Source organism: Acinetobacter sp. YH18001 (assembly GCF_013416975.1).
Lineage (GTDB): Bacteria > Pseudomonadota > Gammaproteobacteria > Pseudomonadales > Moraxellaceae > Acinetobacter > Acinetobacter pseudolwoffii.
In genome coordinates, this window is record NZ_VPEU01000015.1 from 12,303 (window position 1) to 28,853 (window position 16,551).

Genomic DNA, 16,551 nt, shown 5'->3' on the forward strand with positions numbered 1-16,551 from the left:
TTTAAACATTTAAATGGCTTTGTGTTGGCAAAACTCTACTTTTGACAGACCCAAAGTAGGTAAAAGTCTTTATTAGCCATACACGACGTCCTGTCGTGATAGATAATATGTGACATCCTTGCCACACTCGTATCTTTGAAACTTGGGTAAATCCACTAGAAGCAGGCAGCGTTAAAGAAGAGGCTATTTTAAATAGTTCAACTCAAGCTGTTTGTCACTTACATAAACCCTTCGATTGGTAACCATGACACCAGTTTGAGTCCAGCTTTTTGGTACCATTTTATTCCGGGTTCTTTGGTGAAGGTTTTAACCTCTCCATTGGCTTTCTTGATTTTCCAGTTAATATTCTGGTTGGCATCCAGCACCAGTTTATAGGCATATTTACTTAAGTTCTGATCCATGGTTTGGTGCACTGCCTGTGCTAAAGAGGGACTATTCAGTAAGACACCAATTTCAGTGTTGAGATAGGCAGAACGTGGATCAAAGTTAAAAGAACCAATAAACACCTGTTTTTGATCGATTGCCATTAGCTTGGCATGCAGGCTGGAGCGGCTTAAACCTTTCAGGCTGACTTTGGCTTTTTTGGAAATTTCCGCTGTATTGGCATTGAGATGATCGGCATCTGGCGCTGCAAGAAACTCATACAGCTGCACATCATTTTCTAATAAATCCTGACGATATTTGGCATAAAAGGCATGTACCACGGCAACATCATTGGCTTTAAACGAATTGGTCAAGACACGGACCTCGATATTTTCATCCGCCAGTTTTTTTAAACGATCTGCGCCAATTTTTTCCGGAACAAAATAGGCAGAGACAATATCAACACTTTGTTCAGGTTTTTCCAGATGTTGTAATAACTGGAAGTTGAGATGTTCTTCGGCTTTGGCCTTGGCCTTGATTTTGCTTGGAGGATCTTTGACCACTTCGGCTTCGACCCAATCCAGTTGAATGTTTTGTTCCAGCCATTGATCAAATGCTCTGGAACGATTGGCCAGATCCAGATAATTCTGTGTGGCCTGATCCTGACTGTGCTTTTCCAGTTGTTGCTTCAGGCTTGGAAAGCGTAAGCCATGATGGCGCGGATTGACAATCTGTTGCACCGGATAGGCATAATCATCATTCCAGTATTCATCGAAGGAATGGATAATCTCATCTGAGGCGGCACCGACCAGCATCACATCGACATCGGAAAACTGATAAATTTCACTGACATTATAATACTGGTTACTCATATTGCGTCCACCAATCAGGGCAATCTGGTTGTCGGCAATAAAACTTTTATTATGCATGCGGCGATTAATACGCTTTAAATCCAGCACCATGTCCATGGCACGATATTTTCGAAAACGGTAGGGATTATACAGTTTGACATCGATATTCTGATGCTGGTTTAAGGCCAGATAAATGCCTTCCATTTTCTTGGCATTATTGTCATCCATTAGCAGCCGCACTTTTACGCCACGATCTGCCGCCTGAATAATCGCATGCAGGGCAAGGGTGCCAATCCGGTCATTGTCCCAAATATAATATTGTAGATCCAGACTACGCTCGGCCTTGTTAATCAGCTGGATACGCGCACCCAGTGCTTCGAGTGGGTCATAGAGCACACGATAACCGGTCAGGCCGATGTTCTGTTCACGTAAAGGTTCAACAATTTGCGCCAAACTGGTTTGTGAGGTATCTGTTTCAAATGCCATTTGGCTAGGCTGCTCAGTTTGCTTGGGCAAAGTACTGCATGCAGGAAGACCCAAGATCATGCTACAGCTCAGTAAAATCCCAGCTTTATAGCGATAAATTGATGAAAAGCTGGGAGATTTTGAATGAGCTTGAACGTGGGGAGCAGTGGCCATATAAGTCGAAGAATGAAAAATTAGAATTGAGTATAATTGCCAGCTATGAAAAGATAAATATAAAGCCAGTAATCAGCTTCTCGACTCGACAAGGCAAATCTATGTGGGATACCAGTTCCGTACTTTTTTATTTTTATTTAGGCATGGCCATTCTGGCCATCTGGGCTGTGTACCAGGCATGGTCTAGTCAATCTCGTACCGAGACTATTCATCCATTTAAAGCATTTTGTCATTTGTTGGCTTTTTACCTGTCCTATTTACTGGTTCCACTGGTGTTCTTCAGTATTTATGCCGGATGGAGCGGTTATTATTCCTTGCATGAAGCTGTTTTTGTATTTTTGATCAGCGCCGTCTTGAGTTATGCACGCTTTATCGAGCCGCATTTAATTCAAGTGAAAACGACACAATATCAGATCAATGCGGATAAACGCTTAAAGCAACCCGTCCGGATTGCCCTGATTGCAGATTTACATATCGGTCTGTTTTCTGGTCATGAACGGCAGTTGCGACAAATTGTGCATAAGTTAAATCATGTTCAACCCGATTTGGTGGTGGTGGCCGGAGACTGGACTTATGAGCCGGAAAATAAACTGGCACAAGAACTGGCAGTTTTAAAAGAAATTCATGCCCCAGTCTATTCCGTCAATGGCAATCATGACGAGCAATATCCGGGACCACCGATTCAGGAACTGTTGCATTATGCACTGCAAGTCAATCAGGTCATGGATATTGAAGGGCAAATTGTCGAATTTGATGAATTTCGGCTCTTGGGTGTGGGCGATCTCTGGGCGGGTAAAGCCGATATGCGCAGTCTGCCAGATTTACCTCAGGACAAGCCTTGGGTCATTTTGTCGCATAATCCCGATACGGTGGATATGATTCCCAAATTGCCGACACGTCCTCTCATGCTGGCTGGACATACCCATGGCGGACAGGTGGAATTGCCTTGGCTGACCGATTATGTCATGAAAAAAGTATCAATTTTGGGGCACAAGAAGGGCATGTACCGTCATGAACATGCAGATGTGTTTGTCACGGTTGGCACCGGTTTGGTCGGCGTACCTTTTCGTTTTCGAGTACCACCCACCATTGATATTATTGAACTGATCTAAATGGAGATATTGTCCTGTTCAGCTTTAACTGATGATCCAGATCAGGATCAATAACAGCACTGCAATGGCTGCCAGAATCCAGATTTTATTTTCAATTTTTCGGGTTGGGACGTCTTCGCGTAATTGTCGTGCGGTGATTTCAGCTTCTGTGGGGGTATTCAGGCTCGGATGGGTCGGAATTTCAAGGGGAGGCGTTACCAGGTCAATCTCACCCGCATCATCACTAAAGCGCGGTCCTGTGCTTTCAGTTTTCATGACCACATCGTGCTCACGGACAATTTCCTCAATCACTTGCAGCGCCTGGATTTCATCCAAGGTCGTGTGCTCGGTGATATAGCGAACAGCCTCTATTTTTTTATCATCTTCCAGCAAAATAATAATATTGACCAACTGTTCCTGGGTTAGGGATTCAATAAGTTCCTGCATTGCCTTGCCTCATTGTCTGGTTGAGTCCATTTGATTGTTGAGCAAATTTAATGAGATAAGTAGCAGAGTTTTGTTGTGAAATCATAAAAAAGCCAGCATCGAATGCTGGCTTTTAAATCAAACTAAGACTTTAAATTTGATTATTTACATCATCATTCTTGGTTTCACGAATCAACAGAAATGCAATCAGTGACAGGATTGATGCTGCGGTCAGGTAATAACCGACTGCAGACAGACCATAAGTTGTTGCCAGTTTGGTGGCAATCAGCGGAGCAAAGGATGCACCAAAGATGCCTGCCAGGTTAAAGGTCAATGCAGAACCGGTATAACGTACTGAAGTCGGGAATATTTCAGACAATACAGTGCCGATTGGCCCATAGGTTAAGCCCATGATCGCCAGACCAATACACAAGAACAGGAATACCACCAGCGTGCTGCCAGATTCCAGCATATCTGCAAAGAAAATCCCGAAGATGGCAGAGATAACACAGACTGCAATCGAGGTGGTTTTACGGCCAAATTTCTCGGCCAATACTGCAGAAAGTGGGATAAAGGCAGCAAAACATAGGGTTGCAACCAACTGCAATTGCAGGAATTCTTCACGAGAATAACCTAGCTGTTTAGTACCCCATTGCAATGCAAATACTGTGGTGAGGTAGAACACCACGAAGGTACAGATTGCAGCGATGGTGCCGAGTACCAGCATGCGAGAATGTTTTTTGAAGACTTGAACAAATGGAATGTTCACTTCTTTTTGTTTATCTAGCACCTTTTGGAATGCCGGGGTTTCATGCAGTTTTAAACGAATCCATAAACCGACAATCACCAGCAAGGCACTTGAGATAAATGGAATACGCCAGCCCCAAGCCATAAAGTCAGCCTCAGACATGAAAGCGCCCAACGTCAGGAAAGAACCTGTTGCCAGAATAAAGCCGATTGGAGCACCCAGTTGCGGGAACATGCCATACCAGGCACGTTTACCTTCAGGTGCATTCTCGGTGGCAAGAAGTACTGCACCTGACCATTCACCACCCAGCCCCAAGCCCTGACCTAAACGACAGAGTGCAAGCAAGAGTGGTGCAGCAATCCCGATTTGCGCATAAGTGGGCAAGAGGCCAATCGCAACGGTGGAAATACCCATGGTCAGCAAGGCAGCGACCAATGTGGCTTTTCGCCCGATCCGGTCACCCAAATGACCAAAGAGTGCCGCACCAATCGGGCGGGCAATAAAGGCAATGGCGAAAGTGGCAAGCGACTGAATGGTGGCAGTCATCGGATCTGTACTTGCAGGGAAGAACAGATATGGAAAAATAATGACAGCAGCAGTGGCATAGATATAAAAATCGAAGAACTCGATTGTAGTACCGACCAAGCTCGCGGTTAAAACGCGAAATTTTGAATTTTGTGCTGGCTGAGCAGCAGAATTAGACGACGCCATGAAGAACCTTACACTTACTAAAAATAAAAAAGCTTAGTTTTAAAAGCGTAATCTTTTTAAAAAAGGCGTAATTTTTTAAAAAAACAACTGCAATCTTCTCGCTTTAACTCGCTCAGGGTCACTGAAATGAAAAAGAAGATGATTAAATCACGTAAAGATAGATAGACAGAAAATGTGATCCTGCGCCTATCAATACAAATATGTGCCAGATAGCGTGGGTATATCTTACTCTTTTTAAAGCGTAAAACAATGCACCTACGGTATAAGCCAATCCGCCAATGATCAGAAAGGTCAAAGATTGAGCACTGAGATATTGTTGCATATCATCCATCACCAGTAGCGCCAGCCAGCCCATGGCCAGATAAGCCGCCAAAGAAATTTTCTGGAAACGATGAATGAAAACGAACTTGAACAGTGTACCAATGAGGGCGATCACCCAGAGTGCAATCAATAAATACTGGGCTTTGGCTGTTGGAATGGCAATTGACAGGAAAGGCGTATAGGTTCCGGCGATTAAATAATAAATTGCAGTATGATCAACTTTTTTATAAAAATAACGACGGTCTGCTGAGGTGGCCATGTGATAGAGCATCGACGCAGAGAACAGCAAGATCATGCTCAGCGCATAGACCCAAAGTCCAATCCATTGTCCAGTACTGAGATAAGACCCTTTAATAATCAAAAGAATACCAGCAATTACCGATAGTCCAGCACCCACAGCATGACTGATATAATTAATTCGTTCCTCAGTGTGATCATAATCTGGAACCAGCGGCGCATTCTGCATGATTGTCATTCTTCTTTAAAATATACATTTGTATAGTAATTCAATTTTGCTTTTAGGTTAAGAAGATTTAAACTTGAGGGGCAATTCATTTCAGGTTTTATCTATGTCAACGTTGGCAACTCTCTCAGACCAAGAACAGCAGTTTTTAGATGTATTTCAGCAAGCTGTTGAAAGTGATCAATTTGATCGTCTGATCTTAAGCCAGTATAAAGGTGAACTGCAGGATTTAGAGAAAATGACCTTGCGAGTCATTTCATTAAATGGGCAAAAAGTACTGAGCTGTTTGTATCGCCATAAAACTCAGGATGTCACCAAAAACTATCCTTTAGCGGATGCACTGGCACAGGTGACAGTATTATTAGCATGTTGCAAGCAAGCCAATTTAATGACGCTAGATGAAGAATTACAGCTGAAAAAAAACAAGAAAAAAGCCATGTTGACCCGTACTAAAAACAAAAACTCGACGCTTCAGGTCAAGTCCGCTGAACAGGGTCATGACCGGATTAAACAACGTTATGTTGATCAGGACAGCATCTTTTTACAGCATCTCGGCATCAGCGATCATAACGCGCAGATCATTCCGAGCATGGCGCGTAAATGGAAACAGATTAATAAATTTGTCGAGATTTTTTCGGGTGCATTGGCGCAACTCAAGCCACAAGTCGAAGGTCTGCGTGTGGTGGATTTTGGCTCCGGTAAAGGCTATCTGACCTGTGCTTTATATGACTATATGCAAAAACATGGTGAGACGCCGTGGGTTACAGGGGTGGAACTGAATCCGAAAATGGTCGAGTTCTGCCAAAAGGTCGCGCAACAATCTGGCTTTGATCAGCTCGACTTTTTTCAGGGCGATGTGCGTACTTATGCACCGAAACGTCTGGATGTAATGATTGCTTTGCATGCCTGTGATGTGGCAACGGATTTTGCGATTCACAGCGGTATTCGCCTGAATGCACAGATGATCATGTGTGCGCCATGTTGCCATAAGGAATTGCGCCCACAGTTACAGGCGCCAAAAGTGCTGAGTCCGATGCTGCAATTTGGTATTCATGCCGGTCAACAGGCAGAAATGCTGACCGATACCATTCGTGCGTTATTGCTGAAAGCCTATGGTTATGAAACCAAAGTTTTTGAGTTTGTGGCACTGGAACATACCAGTAAAAATAAAATGATTCTGGCGACGAAACGCAAAGATTACCAACAACCCGATCAGGAGGTCTTGAAACAGATTCAGGACTTGAAAGAAATGTACGCTATCCAAAAACATTCACTGGAATTGTTATTGAATAATCAGTGGGATCAGCAGGGGATTGGTTCTAAATGCTAAAGGATTCAGAGCTTAAAATTGTTTCGGGTGGTTGGGAGGATTTAGCGAAGCATGCCAAAACCATTCGCGAAGCCGTGTTTATTCAAGAACAGAATATCGCTGCTGAAGAAGAATGGGATGAGCAAGATGCCATTTCCATCCATTTTGTGGTCTATGAAAAGGGGCATGCGATAGCCACTGCAAGATTGCTGGCGAATAACAGTGTAGGTCGTGTTGCAGTGTTAAAGCCACATCGTGGCTTGAAGATCGGGCAGCAATTGATGCAGGCGATTATCGATTATGCCAAAGCAGATCATCGAAAAGATTTAAAACTGTCTTCGCAAGTACATGCCATCGGTTTTTATCAGGCATTGGGTTTTAAGGTTCAGGGCGAAGACTATCTGGATTGCGGCATCCCGCATATTAATATGTATTTAAACCTTTAATTTTTTAGTTATTGAGATACAAAAAAGCGAGGCATTGACCTCGCTTTTTTACGCCCTTACTGAATCAAGATCAGTGGCCATGCGCTGAGCTATGCTCGGCACTCTCCATATTGGCATGTTCTTCAGTTGACATATTATGTTCATTCGCTGTTGTATCGGAATGAGCCGTATTGGCAGTCGCACGTGCCTCACGATCTGCTTGAGCCTTCGCAATTGCTTCAGGAGACATGGTCGGTGCATTTTTAAAAGCATGCTGCTGGGTGGTTTGTTTATTTTGCTGGCTTGGCATGTAATCCGGTTCATTCGTCACCGCAAGCCAAAAAATAAACATGAATAATCCACCTAAAATACAGAAGATAATAAGTGCTTTCCAACCCCAAGGGGATTTTTCAGGTGAACTGTGATCAGTCATAGGTCTTACCCACGTGGATATCAAACTTATGTAACTTTATAACATAAATTGATCAAAAAGCAGATCGAAATCTGTCATTAGACGAGTGTATCCAGTGATTCAGCCAAATCCGGAAAATAAAAAGAGCAACTCAGTTCCTCTTTTTATTTAGAGCTCAAAATTATTGAATCGGCTGGCCTTCTGCTGCCCGGTCTTTCAGGAGTTGCGGTGCTTTGAAGCGTTCACCATACTTGTTTTCGAGTACCTTGGCACGGGTCAGCGCCTTGGCCAGACCATACTGATTTAAGAATTGCACCGCGCCACCCGTCCAGGCTGCAAAGCCAATGCCAAAAATGGAACCGACATTGGCATCGACCACAGACTCCAGCACGCCTTCTTCCAGACAGCGCACGGTATCCAGTGCCTGCACAAACAGGAAACGATCCATCATTTCCTGTTCAGAAAGATCAACCTCTTTTTTCCAGTGGTTGAGACCCGTCCAGAGCTGCTTTTTACCATTTTCTGGATAATCATAAAAACCTGCACCGGCAGCCTTACCTTTACGGTTAAACTCATGAATCATACTGTGAATGACTTCATCTGCGGGTGATTTGGTGATGGTCTGACCTTGTGCTTCTAAGACTTTGTATCTTTCATTGGCCACATGTTCGGAGAGGGTCAAGGACACTTCATCCTGAATGGCCAATGGCCCGACTGGCATACCGGCTTTGAGTGCAGCCATTTCAATCCGCGCCGGATGCACGCCTTCTGCCAGCAGGCGCAAACCTTCTTGAACGAACGTACCAAAGACACGACTGGTAAAGAAGCCACGGCTGTCATTTACCACAATCGGTAATTTGCCAATCTGCTGGACAAAGTCAAAGGCTTTGGCCAGTGTTTCTGCTGAAGTATTTTGCCCCTTGATGATTTCGACCAGCTGCATTTTATCGACCGGACTAAAGAAATGCAGACCGATAAAGTTCTGATCATTTTTTGAAGCCTGGGCTAACTCTATAATAGGCAGGGTCGAAGTATTCGATGCCATCACGCCATGACTGGCAAGATACTGTTCTGCTTCTTGTGTGACTTGAGCTTTCAGTGCGGGATTTTCAAACACCGCTTCAATGATCAGGTCACAACCGGCCAGATCTTGATTGGATGCAGTCGCTTGAATCAGGCTTAAAACCTGATCTCGTTGATCAGCAGATAAACGTCCTTGAGCTACTTTTTTATCCAGCAGTTTCTGGCTATAAGCTTTACCTTTTTCAGCCGCTTCAATCGAAATGTCTTTTAAAATAACCTGAATGCCTTTGCTGGCAGTCACATAAGCAATGCCTGCACCCATCATGCCTGCGCCCAGAATGCCAACTTTAGTGGCTTTCCATTTCGCAACCTTTTGGGGACGGCTGGCACCGGATTTGATCGCATTCAATCCATGCCAAAAAGTAGCGATCATATTTTTAGAAATCTGACCGGTGGCCAGATAAGTAAAGTAACGCGATTCAATGGTCAGCGCCGTATCGACATCGACCTGAGCACCTTCTACCGCTGCCGACATGATTGCTTCAGGTGCAGGATAGCAACCTTTGGTTTTATCACGCAGCATCGCTGGGGCAATCGCCAGCATCTGTGCAACTGCTGGCGTTGAAGGGCTACCACCCGGAATTTTGTAGCCTTTTACATCAAAAGGCTGTTGTGACTTCGGATTGGCTTTGATCCAGACAATGGCTTTGTCTAAGAGTTCATCGGTATTGTCTGCCACATCGTGAATCAGCCCTAAAGATCGGGCTTTCTCTACACCCAACTGTTTGCCTTCCATCAACAAGGGAAAGGCATTTTGCAGGCCGAGCAGGCGCACGCTACGGACAATACCACCGCCACCGGGTAGTAAACCCAGTGTGACTTCAGGCAGGCCAAACTTGCTTTTAGGGTCATTCAAGGCAATACGATGATGGGCACACAGAGCAATCTCCCAGCCACCGCCCAGTGCTGTGCCATTTAGTGCAGCCACAACCGGAATGCCGCGGGTTTCGATATAACGCATCTGTGCTTTCATCTCTTCAATCATGTTGAAGAATTCAGTCGCATGTTCAGGTGTAGCTTGAATCAGTTCATCCAGATCGCCACCGGCAAAGAAGGTTTTTTTCGCAGACCGGAAAATGATGCCAGTAATATTTTCATCAGCTTTGAGTTTTTCTACGGTTTCAGCCAAAGCGCTACGAAAATCTGCATTCATGGTATTGGCAGACTGGTTTGGAGAATCAAAGGTCAGAATGACGATATTATCTTCAGTTTTTTGATATTGAATTGCGCTCATAAATTTTTATCCAGATCATAATGGGATGAATTTGGCATTAATATCCTGATTAGATTTTAGAAATTTTCCTTATTCCGGAGCCTTTCCAAATTCATCTAAATTCTTGGTTTAAGCTTCAGTTCGACCTGCCTTACGAAATGTATTTCTCATTTAGCAAAAGTAGGCAAAACCATTGTCATACGCAAAATCTATTAATTTTGTAAAACAATGATCTTGCGCTAAAACCAAAGCAGTGCTTTGGTTTTGCTCAGGTTGCATATGACTAAAACGTGAATCAAACACTTTAAATATTTGAGTTAAACCAATTCAATAATGGTGGCGATGCCCATACCGCCACCGACACACAGTGTGGCTAGTCCACGTTTTTTGCCTTGGCGTTCTAACTCATCCAGTAAAGTTCCCAGAATCATCGCGCCTGTTGCGCCCAATGGATGACCCATAGCGATTGCACCACCATTCACATTCACTTTCGCTGGATCAACATTGAGTTCGCTAATAAATCGCATCACCACCGCAGCAAAAGCTTCATTGACTTCAAACAGGTCAATATCATCAATCGTCAAGCCAGCTTTAGCCAAAGCTTTACGTGCTGCCGGGGCAGGGCCGGTCAGCATAATGGTAGGATCAGCCCCGACCAGCGCCGTGGCCAGTACTTTGGCACGCGGTTTTAAACCTTGTTCTTTGATCGCTTGTTCCGATGCGATGAGAACCACGGCTGCACCATCGACGATTCCGGAAGAATTCCCGGCATGATGCACATGATTCACCGTGCCAACTTCAGGATATTTTTGTAGGGCGATGGCATCAAAGCCCATCTGTCCCATGGTCGCGAAACTAGGATTGAGTTTGCCTAAGCCTTCAGCAGTTGTGGTCGGTTTGATAAATTCGTCTTTGTCCAGAATCACCACACCGGCCTTGTCTTTGACCGGGATAACAGAAGCGTTGAAATAACCATTGGCTTGTGCGGCAGCGGCTTTCTTCTGGGATTGCTCGGCAAACTGGTCTACGTCGGTGCGGCTATAACCGTCAATCGTGGCAATCAAGTCCGCGCCAATACCTTGCGGAATAAAATCACAGGCCATATTGGTTTCAGGATCTAGTGCCCAAGGACCGCCATCGGAACCCATCGCTACGCGGGACATGGATTCGACGCCGCCTGCAACGACCAGATCTTCCCAGCCAGAACGGACTTTTTGTGCAGCCAGATTGACAGCTTCCAGACCGGAAGCACAGAAACGGTTGATTTGTACACCGGCGACATCATTGTCCCAACCCGCTGCGATCGCCGCGGTTTTGGCAATATCGGCGCCTTGATCACCAATCGGTGTGACACAACCCAGCACAATATCATCGACTTTTGATGTATCAAATTGATGACGTGCCTGAAGTTCGTTAAGTAAGCCAGTCAGTAATGAAATGGGTTTGACTTGATGTAAAGATCCATCTTTTTTACCTTTTCCGCGTGGCGTGCGAATGGCGTCGATAATATATGCCTCGCTCATAGCATGTCCCTTTTATTAATTTGCTGAAAATTATTCTAATGACTCGAGTGTAATACTTAAATTTTGAAGTGCAATGACGAGAACGGACCAGATCATTTGACGATTTTTGCCAATAAAAAAAGCCCAGGTCTGGAAGCCTGGGCTGGAGAAGAGGATATCGAGAATTTTAATTAATGATAACCATGCAACTGGCGATATAGACCTGGGGTTACACCGGTCCATTTCTTGAAGGCACGATGGAAGGTACTGGTTTCACTGAAACCGACCTGCTGCGCGACATCTTCGAGGGTTAGATCTGGATTCAATAACAGATGAATCGCGGCATCACGGCGCAAGGCATCTTTCACACCTTGATAGCTTTTACCTTCGGCTGCCAGACGGCGGCGCAAGGTTTGAGGAGATAAATACAGCATTGACGCGACATCATTCAATGTCGGCATTTCTTCGCCAATCTGGCTCTTCAATACATCACGGATTCTTGAGGTCAGCGAGTTGGTATTTTTAAACTTCACCAGGAGCTGAGCAGGCGCAGCTTTTAAGAATTCCTCTAAGGTTTCTTCATTCTGACGGATCGGCAGGTCCAGATAGTCCGCAGCAAAGGTGATTTCGGTACGTGGCATGTCGAACTGCATTACCGGCGCAAAGAACAGGGCATCATATTCATCGGCATGGACTGGACGTGGATAGCTAAAATGCACACGTTCCAGCGGTAAACGACGTTCAATCAGCCAAGATGCCAGACCATGCCAGATCATCAGCATGCTTTCGGTAATAAAATGATCCGGATCCATCGCATTTGGAATGAGGGGCACCAGACGTGCTTCGTGTTTGTCACGTTCCAGGGTCACCGACCAGTCATCACCGAAGAGTTTATAGAACTGCGAGGAAAGTTCCAGTGCATCACCTAAGGTTTTGGCATGAATGATGAGCTGACACATGATGGCAAAAGTGCCTAACCGGCGTTGCTGTTTGTCAAAGCCGACATGCTCGTCCTGGGTCACCATCCATAACATTTTAATAAAGCGGGTATATTGTTCAGGTGAAATACGGGCTTTGGGTTGATGCAGCAGTTCTGCTTCAATTCCGACGTGAGACAATAAAGTATCGACATCCATGCCTAAGCGCTTGACGCCAGATAAGGCTGCATTGACGAAATGGATACTGATCGTATCACGACTCATGTTTAATCCTTCAGTCTCTTTAATGTTCACTAATATTTGACCTAAATGACGAAAAATAATAAAGCAATGGCAATTTACAAGAACACCTTTGCCATTTTCTTACATATTAGATTGCCGAAACTATCAAGGTAAATGGCTGAACATGACATTGTTTTTATGCATTTATGTTTCTATGATGCTGAAAAAAGCAATATAAGTAGAGTAAATACTCCAATGTCATATACCTTAAAAGGATTGAAAATTCTAGACTTTTCTACATTATTACCAGGCCCATTCGCGACATTATATCTGGCTGATCTCGGCGCCGAGGTTGTGCATATTGAATCACCGACCCGCCCGGACCTGTTGCGATTAATGCCCCCCTTTGCCAATGGACAGGCCACTTCACAGAGTTATCTGAACCGAAACAAGCAATCGGTAGCACTGGATTTGAAAGATCCGACCAATATCGAACTGGTCAAATCCAAGGTTGCAGATTATGACATTGTGATTGAGCAATTCCGTCCCGGCGTGATGCAAAGGCTTGGGCTGGACTACTCAACCTTAAGCGAAATTAACCCCAAATTAATTTACTGTTCCATCACTGGCTATGGCCAAACCGGTACTTACAAAGCGAAAGCAGGACATGATATTAACTATCTGGCCTTGTCCGGTATTGCTGGACACAGTGGCCGGATCGAAAGTGGGCCACCTGCTTTAGGCATTCAGGTTGCCGATGTAGCCGGTGGTTCTATGCATGCCGTGATTGCAATTCTGGCGGCAGTGATCGAACGCCAGCGCAGCGGTAAAGGTCAATATATTGATATTTCCATGACCGATTGTGTGGTCACCATGAATAATCTGGCCGCATCCGCCAGTCTGGCTGGCAATCAGCATCAACGACCTGAGTCTGGCTATCTGAATGGCGGGACTTTCTATGACTATTATGCAACACAGGATGGACGTTATCTGTCGATTGGCAGTCTGGAACCTCAATTTATGCAGGGATTGGCACAGGCTTTAGAACTGCCGATTATTCTAGAAAAAGGCAATTCTTTTGCTCCAGAAGATCGTGCTGCGGTGAAACAGGCAATTCAAAATAGAATAAAGTCAAAACCATTAGCGGAATGGCAAACACTATTCGCAGCGCTGGATGTCTGTGTCGAGCCGGTGCTAAAACTTGAAGAAGCTTTACATTCTGATTTAGCGCAACAGCGAGAATGGCTAGTACAGGTTCCATTAAAACCCGATAGTCAGCAGACCGAAGCACAACTGGCCTGTCCGATTAAATTTTCACGTTCAAAGATACGTTATGATTTTGTCGGTCAGTTTTTGGGTGAGAGTGAAAAATGGTAATATTTTTAATTATTTAAAAGACAAAAAAGGGTAAAAGATTGAAATATCACTATATGAAGATAACTGCTAACGATTGATGAATTAAAGCGTTATTGCTTTAAAACTACACTAAATGCGCTAAACCGTGATATCAGTGAAACTTTGGCAGGCTTATCAATAAAACAGCTATGAAATATGTATAAAAAGCATTTTATTGATAGGTTTAATCTCGCTATCCTTGCGATCGATATAATAGAAACTACTAGCAGCTGTACGCCATGTATTTATATACTGATTTCGATCAGCAACTGATTAATGAACGTGTTGCACAGTTCCGTGACCAAACGGAACGTTATTTAGCCGGCAAACTCACCGAAGATGAGTATCGTCCGCTTCGTCTGCAAAATGGTCTGTATGTGCAGCGTTATGCGCCGATGTTACGTATTGCAGTGCCTTATGGTTTGATGAACTCAAAGCAACTGCGTAAAGTGGCTGATTTGGCTAAAGAATATGACCGTGGTTACGCGCATATTTCGACCCGTCAAAACATCCAGTTTAACTGGCCGGCACTGGAAAACGTGCCAGATATGCTGGCTGAACTGGCGACCGTGCAAATGCATGCGATTCAGACTTCAGGCAACTGTATCCGTAATACCACGACGGATCAGTATGCCGGTGTAGTGGCTGGTGAAATTGCCGATCCACGTCCGACCTGTGAGTTGATCCGTCAATGGTCAACTTTCCATCCGGAATTTGCTTTCTTGCCACGTAAGTTCAAGATTGCAGTCTCTGCGCTTGAAGAAACCGACCGTGCAGCCACTGCATTTCACGATATCGGTGTATATATTGTGCGTAATGAAGCCGGCGAAATGGGCTATAAAATCAAAGTGGGTGGTGGTCTTGGCCGTACTCCAGTGATTGGCAGCTTTATCCGTGAGTTCCTGCCACGTGAAGACTTGATTGCTTATCTTGAAGCAGTGCTTCGTGTGTATAACTTGCATGGTCGTCGCGACAACAAATATAAAGCCCGTATCAAAATTTTGGTCAAAGCTTTAACGCCAGCGGTATTTGCTGAGAAAGTTGAAGCTGAATTTGCGCATACTGTTAAGACTTTGAAAATCGATGCAGACACCTTGGCAAAAATGGATGAAAACTTCACCCCATTTGATTATCAAGATTATGCAGATGAAGATTTTACTGAATTGTTTGCGCAATATCCAAAATTCAAACAGTGGTTCAATATCAATACCAATGCACATAAAGTGAAAGGTTATCGTATTGTGACGATTTCACTGAAACGTGCCGGCATTGCACCGGGTGATGTCAGCACCGAAGAAATGAACCTGATTGCAGACCTTGCCGATCAGTACACTTTCGGTGAATTACGTACCACGCATGAACAAAATATCTCGCTGGTCGATGTGCCGCAAAAAGATTTGTTCGCTGTATGGCAAACTCTTGAACAAAACAACCTGGCACGTGCCCATATCGGTTTCTTGACCGACATCATCTGCTGCCCGGGCGGTGATTTCTGTTCATTGGCCAATGCAAAATCGATTCCGATTTCTGAAGCGATTTCACGCCGTTTTGATGATCTGGATACCATTTACAACTTGGGTAAACTGGACTTGAACATCTCTGGTTGTATGAATGCCTGTGGTCATCACCATGTCGGTAATATCGGGATTTTGGGTGTTGATAAAAAAGGCGCTGAATTCTACCAGATCACGCTTGGCGGTAATGCAGACCATGATGCCTCAATTGGCGACATTCTTGGGCCGTCATTTGCAGCAGATGTAGTGCCGGATATTGTAGAAGAAATTCTTAATACCTATCTTGATCTACGTCAGGATGCTGAAGAGTTTATCGATACTTATCGCCGTGTTGGCATCCAACCATTCAAGGAGCGTGCATATGCTTAATACCGCACTCGCAGTGCTCTCTAAAGATGGCACAGTGACAGAAAATACTTACCAGCTCATCGGTGAAGAGGGTGTTTTACCACAAGGTGATGTGGTTCTGACGGTAGATCAGTTAGATCAGCTTCGCCATGTTTCAGGTAAAAAAGCATTGTACTTAACCGTTGATGCTTCACCTGAAAGCAATGAATTTCCGCTAGCTCAATTAGATGCAATCTTTATTGAATTCGCCGGTTTTAATGATGGCCGTGGCTATTCATTTGCAGCACTTTTACGCCGTCAAGGTTTCCAAGGCGAACTTCGTGCCACTGGTGATGTATTCAAAGATGTGTTGAACTACATGAAGCGTTCTGGTTTCGATACTTTCGTGATTAAAGAAGGTAAAGACATTCAGGAGGCGGCTGCCGGTTTAAATGATTTTAAAAATCCGTACCAAGCATCGACCGCGGTGAATCAGGCAAATTATCAAACAGGTGCCTAACCTGAAAGTTAAAAAGCTTGTCTGTAAATAAGTCTGTTTTTCTTATAAACAAAAAGCCTGCAATGCAGGCTTTTTGTT

General features: G+C 44.4%; 14 protein-coding genes. 6 read left to right on the forward strand and 8 right to left on the reverse strand.

Going from position 1 to position 16,551, the window contains the following annotated elements:
- Positions 1–218: 218 nt before the first annotated feature.
- The gene (locus tag FTV48_RS06855) at positions 219–1,853 is read right to left on the reverse strand and encodes a phospholipase D family protein (RefSeq protein WP_179999784.1); all 1,635 of its coding nucleotides are present in this window, start codon (positions 1,851–1,853) and stop codon (positions 219–221) included.
- A gap of 101 nt (positions 1,854–1,954) precedes the next feature.
- On the opposite strand from FTV48_RS06855, the gene FTV48_RS06860 reads away from it, so the two are divergent.
- Entirely contained in the window at positions 1,955–2,965 is a 1,011-nt protein-coding gene (locus FTV48_RS06860) for a metallophosphoesterase (protein ID WP_034608396.1), read from the forward strand.
- 24 nt (positions 2,966–2,989) lie between these two features.
- Here the strand turns inward: FTV48_RS06860 and FTV48_RS06865 are convergent, their stop codons facing one another.
- The 3 genes from FTV48_RS06865 to FTV48_RS06875 all read right to left on the reverse strand — a co-directional run bounded on the left by FTV48_RS06865 (position 2,990) and on the right by FTV48_RS06875 (position 5,616).
- Positions 2,990–3,391, reverse strand: coding sequence for a hypothetical protein (locus FTV48_RS06865; protein WP_100357973.1), 402 nt, complete (start codon positions 3,389–3,391; stop codon positions 2,990–2,992).
- A 130-nt stretch (positions 3,392–3,521) separates the two neighbouring features.
- Positions 3,522–4,829 carry an MFS transporter gene (locus FTV48_RS06870; RefSeq protein WP_074383499.1) on the reverse strand — a complete coding sequence of 436 codons (1,308 nt, stop codon included), beginning with the start codon at positions 4,827–4,829 and terminating at the stop codon, positions 3,522–3,524.
- Between the two features lie 142 nt (positions 4,830–4,971).
- Positions 4,972–5,616, reverse strand: coding sequence for a hemolysin III family protein (locus FTV48_RS06875; protein ID WP_005263655.1), 645 nt, complete (start codon positions 5,614–5,616; stop codon positions 4,972–4,974).
- A 103-nt stretch (positions 5,617–5,719) separates the two neighbouring features.
- Here FTV48_RS06875 and FTV48_RS06880 point away from each other — a divergent pair, with 103 nt between their 5' ends.
- Both FTV48_RS06880 and FTV48_RS06885 read left to right on the forward strand, forming a co-directional pair.
- A complete protein-coding gene (locus FTV48_RS06880; RefSeq protein ID WP_005169484.1) occupies positions 5,720–6,943 on the forward strand; it encodes an SAM-dependent methyltransferase in 1,224 nt (407 codons plus the stop codon).
- Positions 6,937–7,368, forward strand: a complete 432-nt coding sequence (locus FTV48_RS06885; protein ID WP_005169487.1) for a GNAT family N-acetyltransferase — start codon at positions 6,937–6,939, stop codon at positions 7,366–7,368. The genes FTV48_RS06880 and FTV48_RS06885 overlap by 7 nt, the downstream gene beginning before the upstream one ends.
- A 70-nt stretch (positions 7,369–7,438) precedes the next feature.
- On the opposite strand, the gene FTV48_RS06890 is transcribed toward FTV48_RS06885, so the two are convergent.
- From FTV48_RS06890 to FTV48_RS06905, 4 genes are all read right to left on the reverse strand, one after another.
- Complete coding sequence (locus FTV48_RS06890) at positions 7,439–7,780, reverse strand: hypothetical protein (RefSeq protein WP_034608399.1); 342 nt, start codon at positions 7,778–7,780, stop codon at positions 7,439–7,441.
- Positions 7,781–7,940: 160 nt separating this feature from the next.
- The gene (locus tag FTV48_RS06895; RefSeq protein ID WP_074383496.1) at positions 7,941–10,076 is read right to left on the reverse strand and encodes a 3-hydroxyacyl-CoA dehydrogenase NAD-binding domain-containing protein; all 2,136 of its coding nucleotides are present in this window, start codon (positions 10,074–10,076) and stop codon (positions 7,941–7,943) included.
- Between the two features lie 296 nt (positions 10,077–10,372).
- On the reverse strand, positions 10,373–11,578 hold the full coding sequence (locus FTV48_RS06900) for an acetyl-CoA C-acetyltransferase (RefSeq protein ID WP_100354774.1): 1,206 nt from the start codon (positions 11,576–11,578) through the stop codon (positions 10,373–10,375).
- Positions 11,579–11,748: 170 nt separating this feature from the next.
- Entirely contained in the window at positions 11,749–12,759 is a 1,011-nt protein-coding gene (locus FTV48_RS06905) for an AraC family transcriptional regulator (RefSeq protein WP_005098008.1), read from the reverse strand.
- Between the two features lie 213 nt (positions 12,760–12,972).
- On the opposite strand from FTV48_RS06905, the gene FTV48_RS06910 reads away from it, so the two are divergent.
- From FTV48_RS06910 to FTV48_RS06920, 3 genes are all read left to right on the forward strand, one after another.
- Positions 12,973–14,094 (forward strand): CaiB/BaiF CoA-transferase family protein, encoded by a 1,122-nt coding sequence (locus FTV48_RS06910; RefSeq protein ID WP_100354973.1) that lies wholly within the window; start codon positions 12,973–12,975, stop codon positions 14,092–14,094.
- Between the two features lie 257 nt (positions 14,095–14,351).
- The gene (locus tag FTV48_RS06915) at positions 14,352–15,995 is read left to right on the forward strand and encodes a nitrite/sulfite reductase (RefSeq protein WP_005098006.1); all 1,644 of its coding nucleotides are present in this window, start codon (positions 14,352–14,354) and stop codon (positions 15,993–15,995) included.
- The gene (locus FTV48_RS06920) at positions 15,988–16,473 is read left to right on the forward strand and encodes a DUF934 domain-containing protein (protein WP_005098005.1); all 486 of its coding nucleotides are present in this window, start codon (positions 15,988–15,990) and stop codon (positions 16,471–16,473) included. The genes FTV48_RS06915 and FTV48_RS06920 overlap by 8 nt, the downstream gene beginning before the upstream one ends.
- Positions 16,474–16,551 lie beyond the last annotated feature (78 nt).

Excerpts from the sequence above, each read along its gene's own strand:
- FTV48_RS06860 (WP_034608396.1), top strand. The coding sequence starts at position 1,955 with ATGTGGGATACCAGTTCCGTACTTTTTTATTTTTATTTAGGCATGGCC.
- FTV48_RS06910 (WP_100354973.1), top strand. The coding sequence starts at position 12,973 with ATGTCATATACCTTAAAAGGATTGAAAATTCTAGACTTTTCTACATTA.
- FTV48_RS06865 (WP_100357973.1), bottom strand. The coding sequence starts at position 3,391 with ATGCAGGAACTTATTGAATCCCTAACCCAGGAACAGTTGGTCAATATT.
- FTV48_RS06905 (WP_005098008.1), bottom strand. The coding sequence starts at position 12,759 with ATGAGTCGTGATACGATCAGTATCCATTTCGTCAATGCAGCCTTATCT.
- FTV48_RS06855 (WP_179999784.1), bottom strand. The coding sequence starts at position 1,853 with ATGGCCACTGCTCCCCACGTTCAAGCTCATTCAAAATCTCCCAGCTTT.
- FTV48_RS06920 (WP_005098005.1), top strand. The coding sequence starts at position 15,988 with ATGCTTAATACCGCACTCGCAGTGCTCTCTAAAGATGGCACAGTGACA.
- FTV48_RS06890 (WP_034608399.1), bottom strand. The coding sequence starts at position 7,780 with ATGACTGATCACAGTTCACCTGAAAAATCCCCTTGGGGTTGGAAAGCA.
- FTV48_RS06900 (WP_100354774.1), bottom strand. The coding sequence starts at position 11,578 with ATGAGCGAGGCATATATTATCGACGCCATTCGCACGCCACGCGGAAAA.
- FTV48_RS06875 (WP_005263655.1), bottom strand. The coding sequence starts at position 5,616 with ATGCAGAATGCGCCGCTGGTTCCAGATTATGATCACACTGAGGAACGA.
- FTV48_RS06880 (WP_005169484.1), top strand. The coding sequence starts at position 5,720 with ATGTCAACGTTGGCAACTCTCTCAGACCAAGAACAGCAGTTTTTAGAT.
- FTV48_RS06915 (WP_005098006.1), top strand. The coding sequence starts at position 14,352 with ATGTATTTATATACTGATTTCGATCAGCAACTGATTAATGAACGTGTT.
- FTV48_RS06895 (WP_074383496.1), bottom strand. The coding sequence starts at position 10,076 with ATGAGCGCAATTCAATATCAAAAAACTGAAGATAATATCGTCATTCTG.
- FTV48_RS06885 (WP_005169487.1), top strand. The coding sequence starts at position 6,937 with ATGCTAAAGGATTCAGAGCTTAAAATTGTTTCGGGTGGTTGGGAGGAT.
- FTV48_RS06870 (WP_074383499.1), bottom strand. The coding sequence starts at position 4,829 with ATGGCGTCGTCTAATTCTGCTGCTCAGCCAGCACAAAATTCAAAATTT.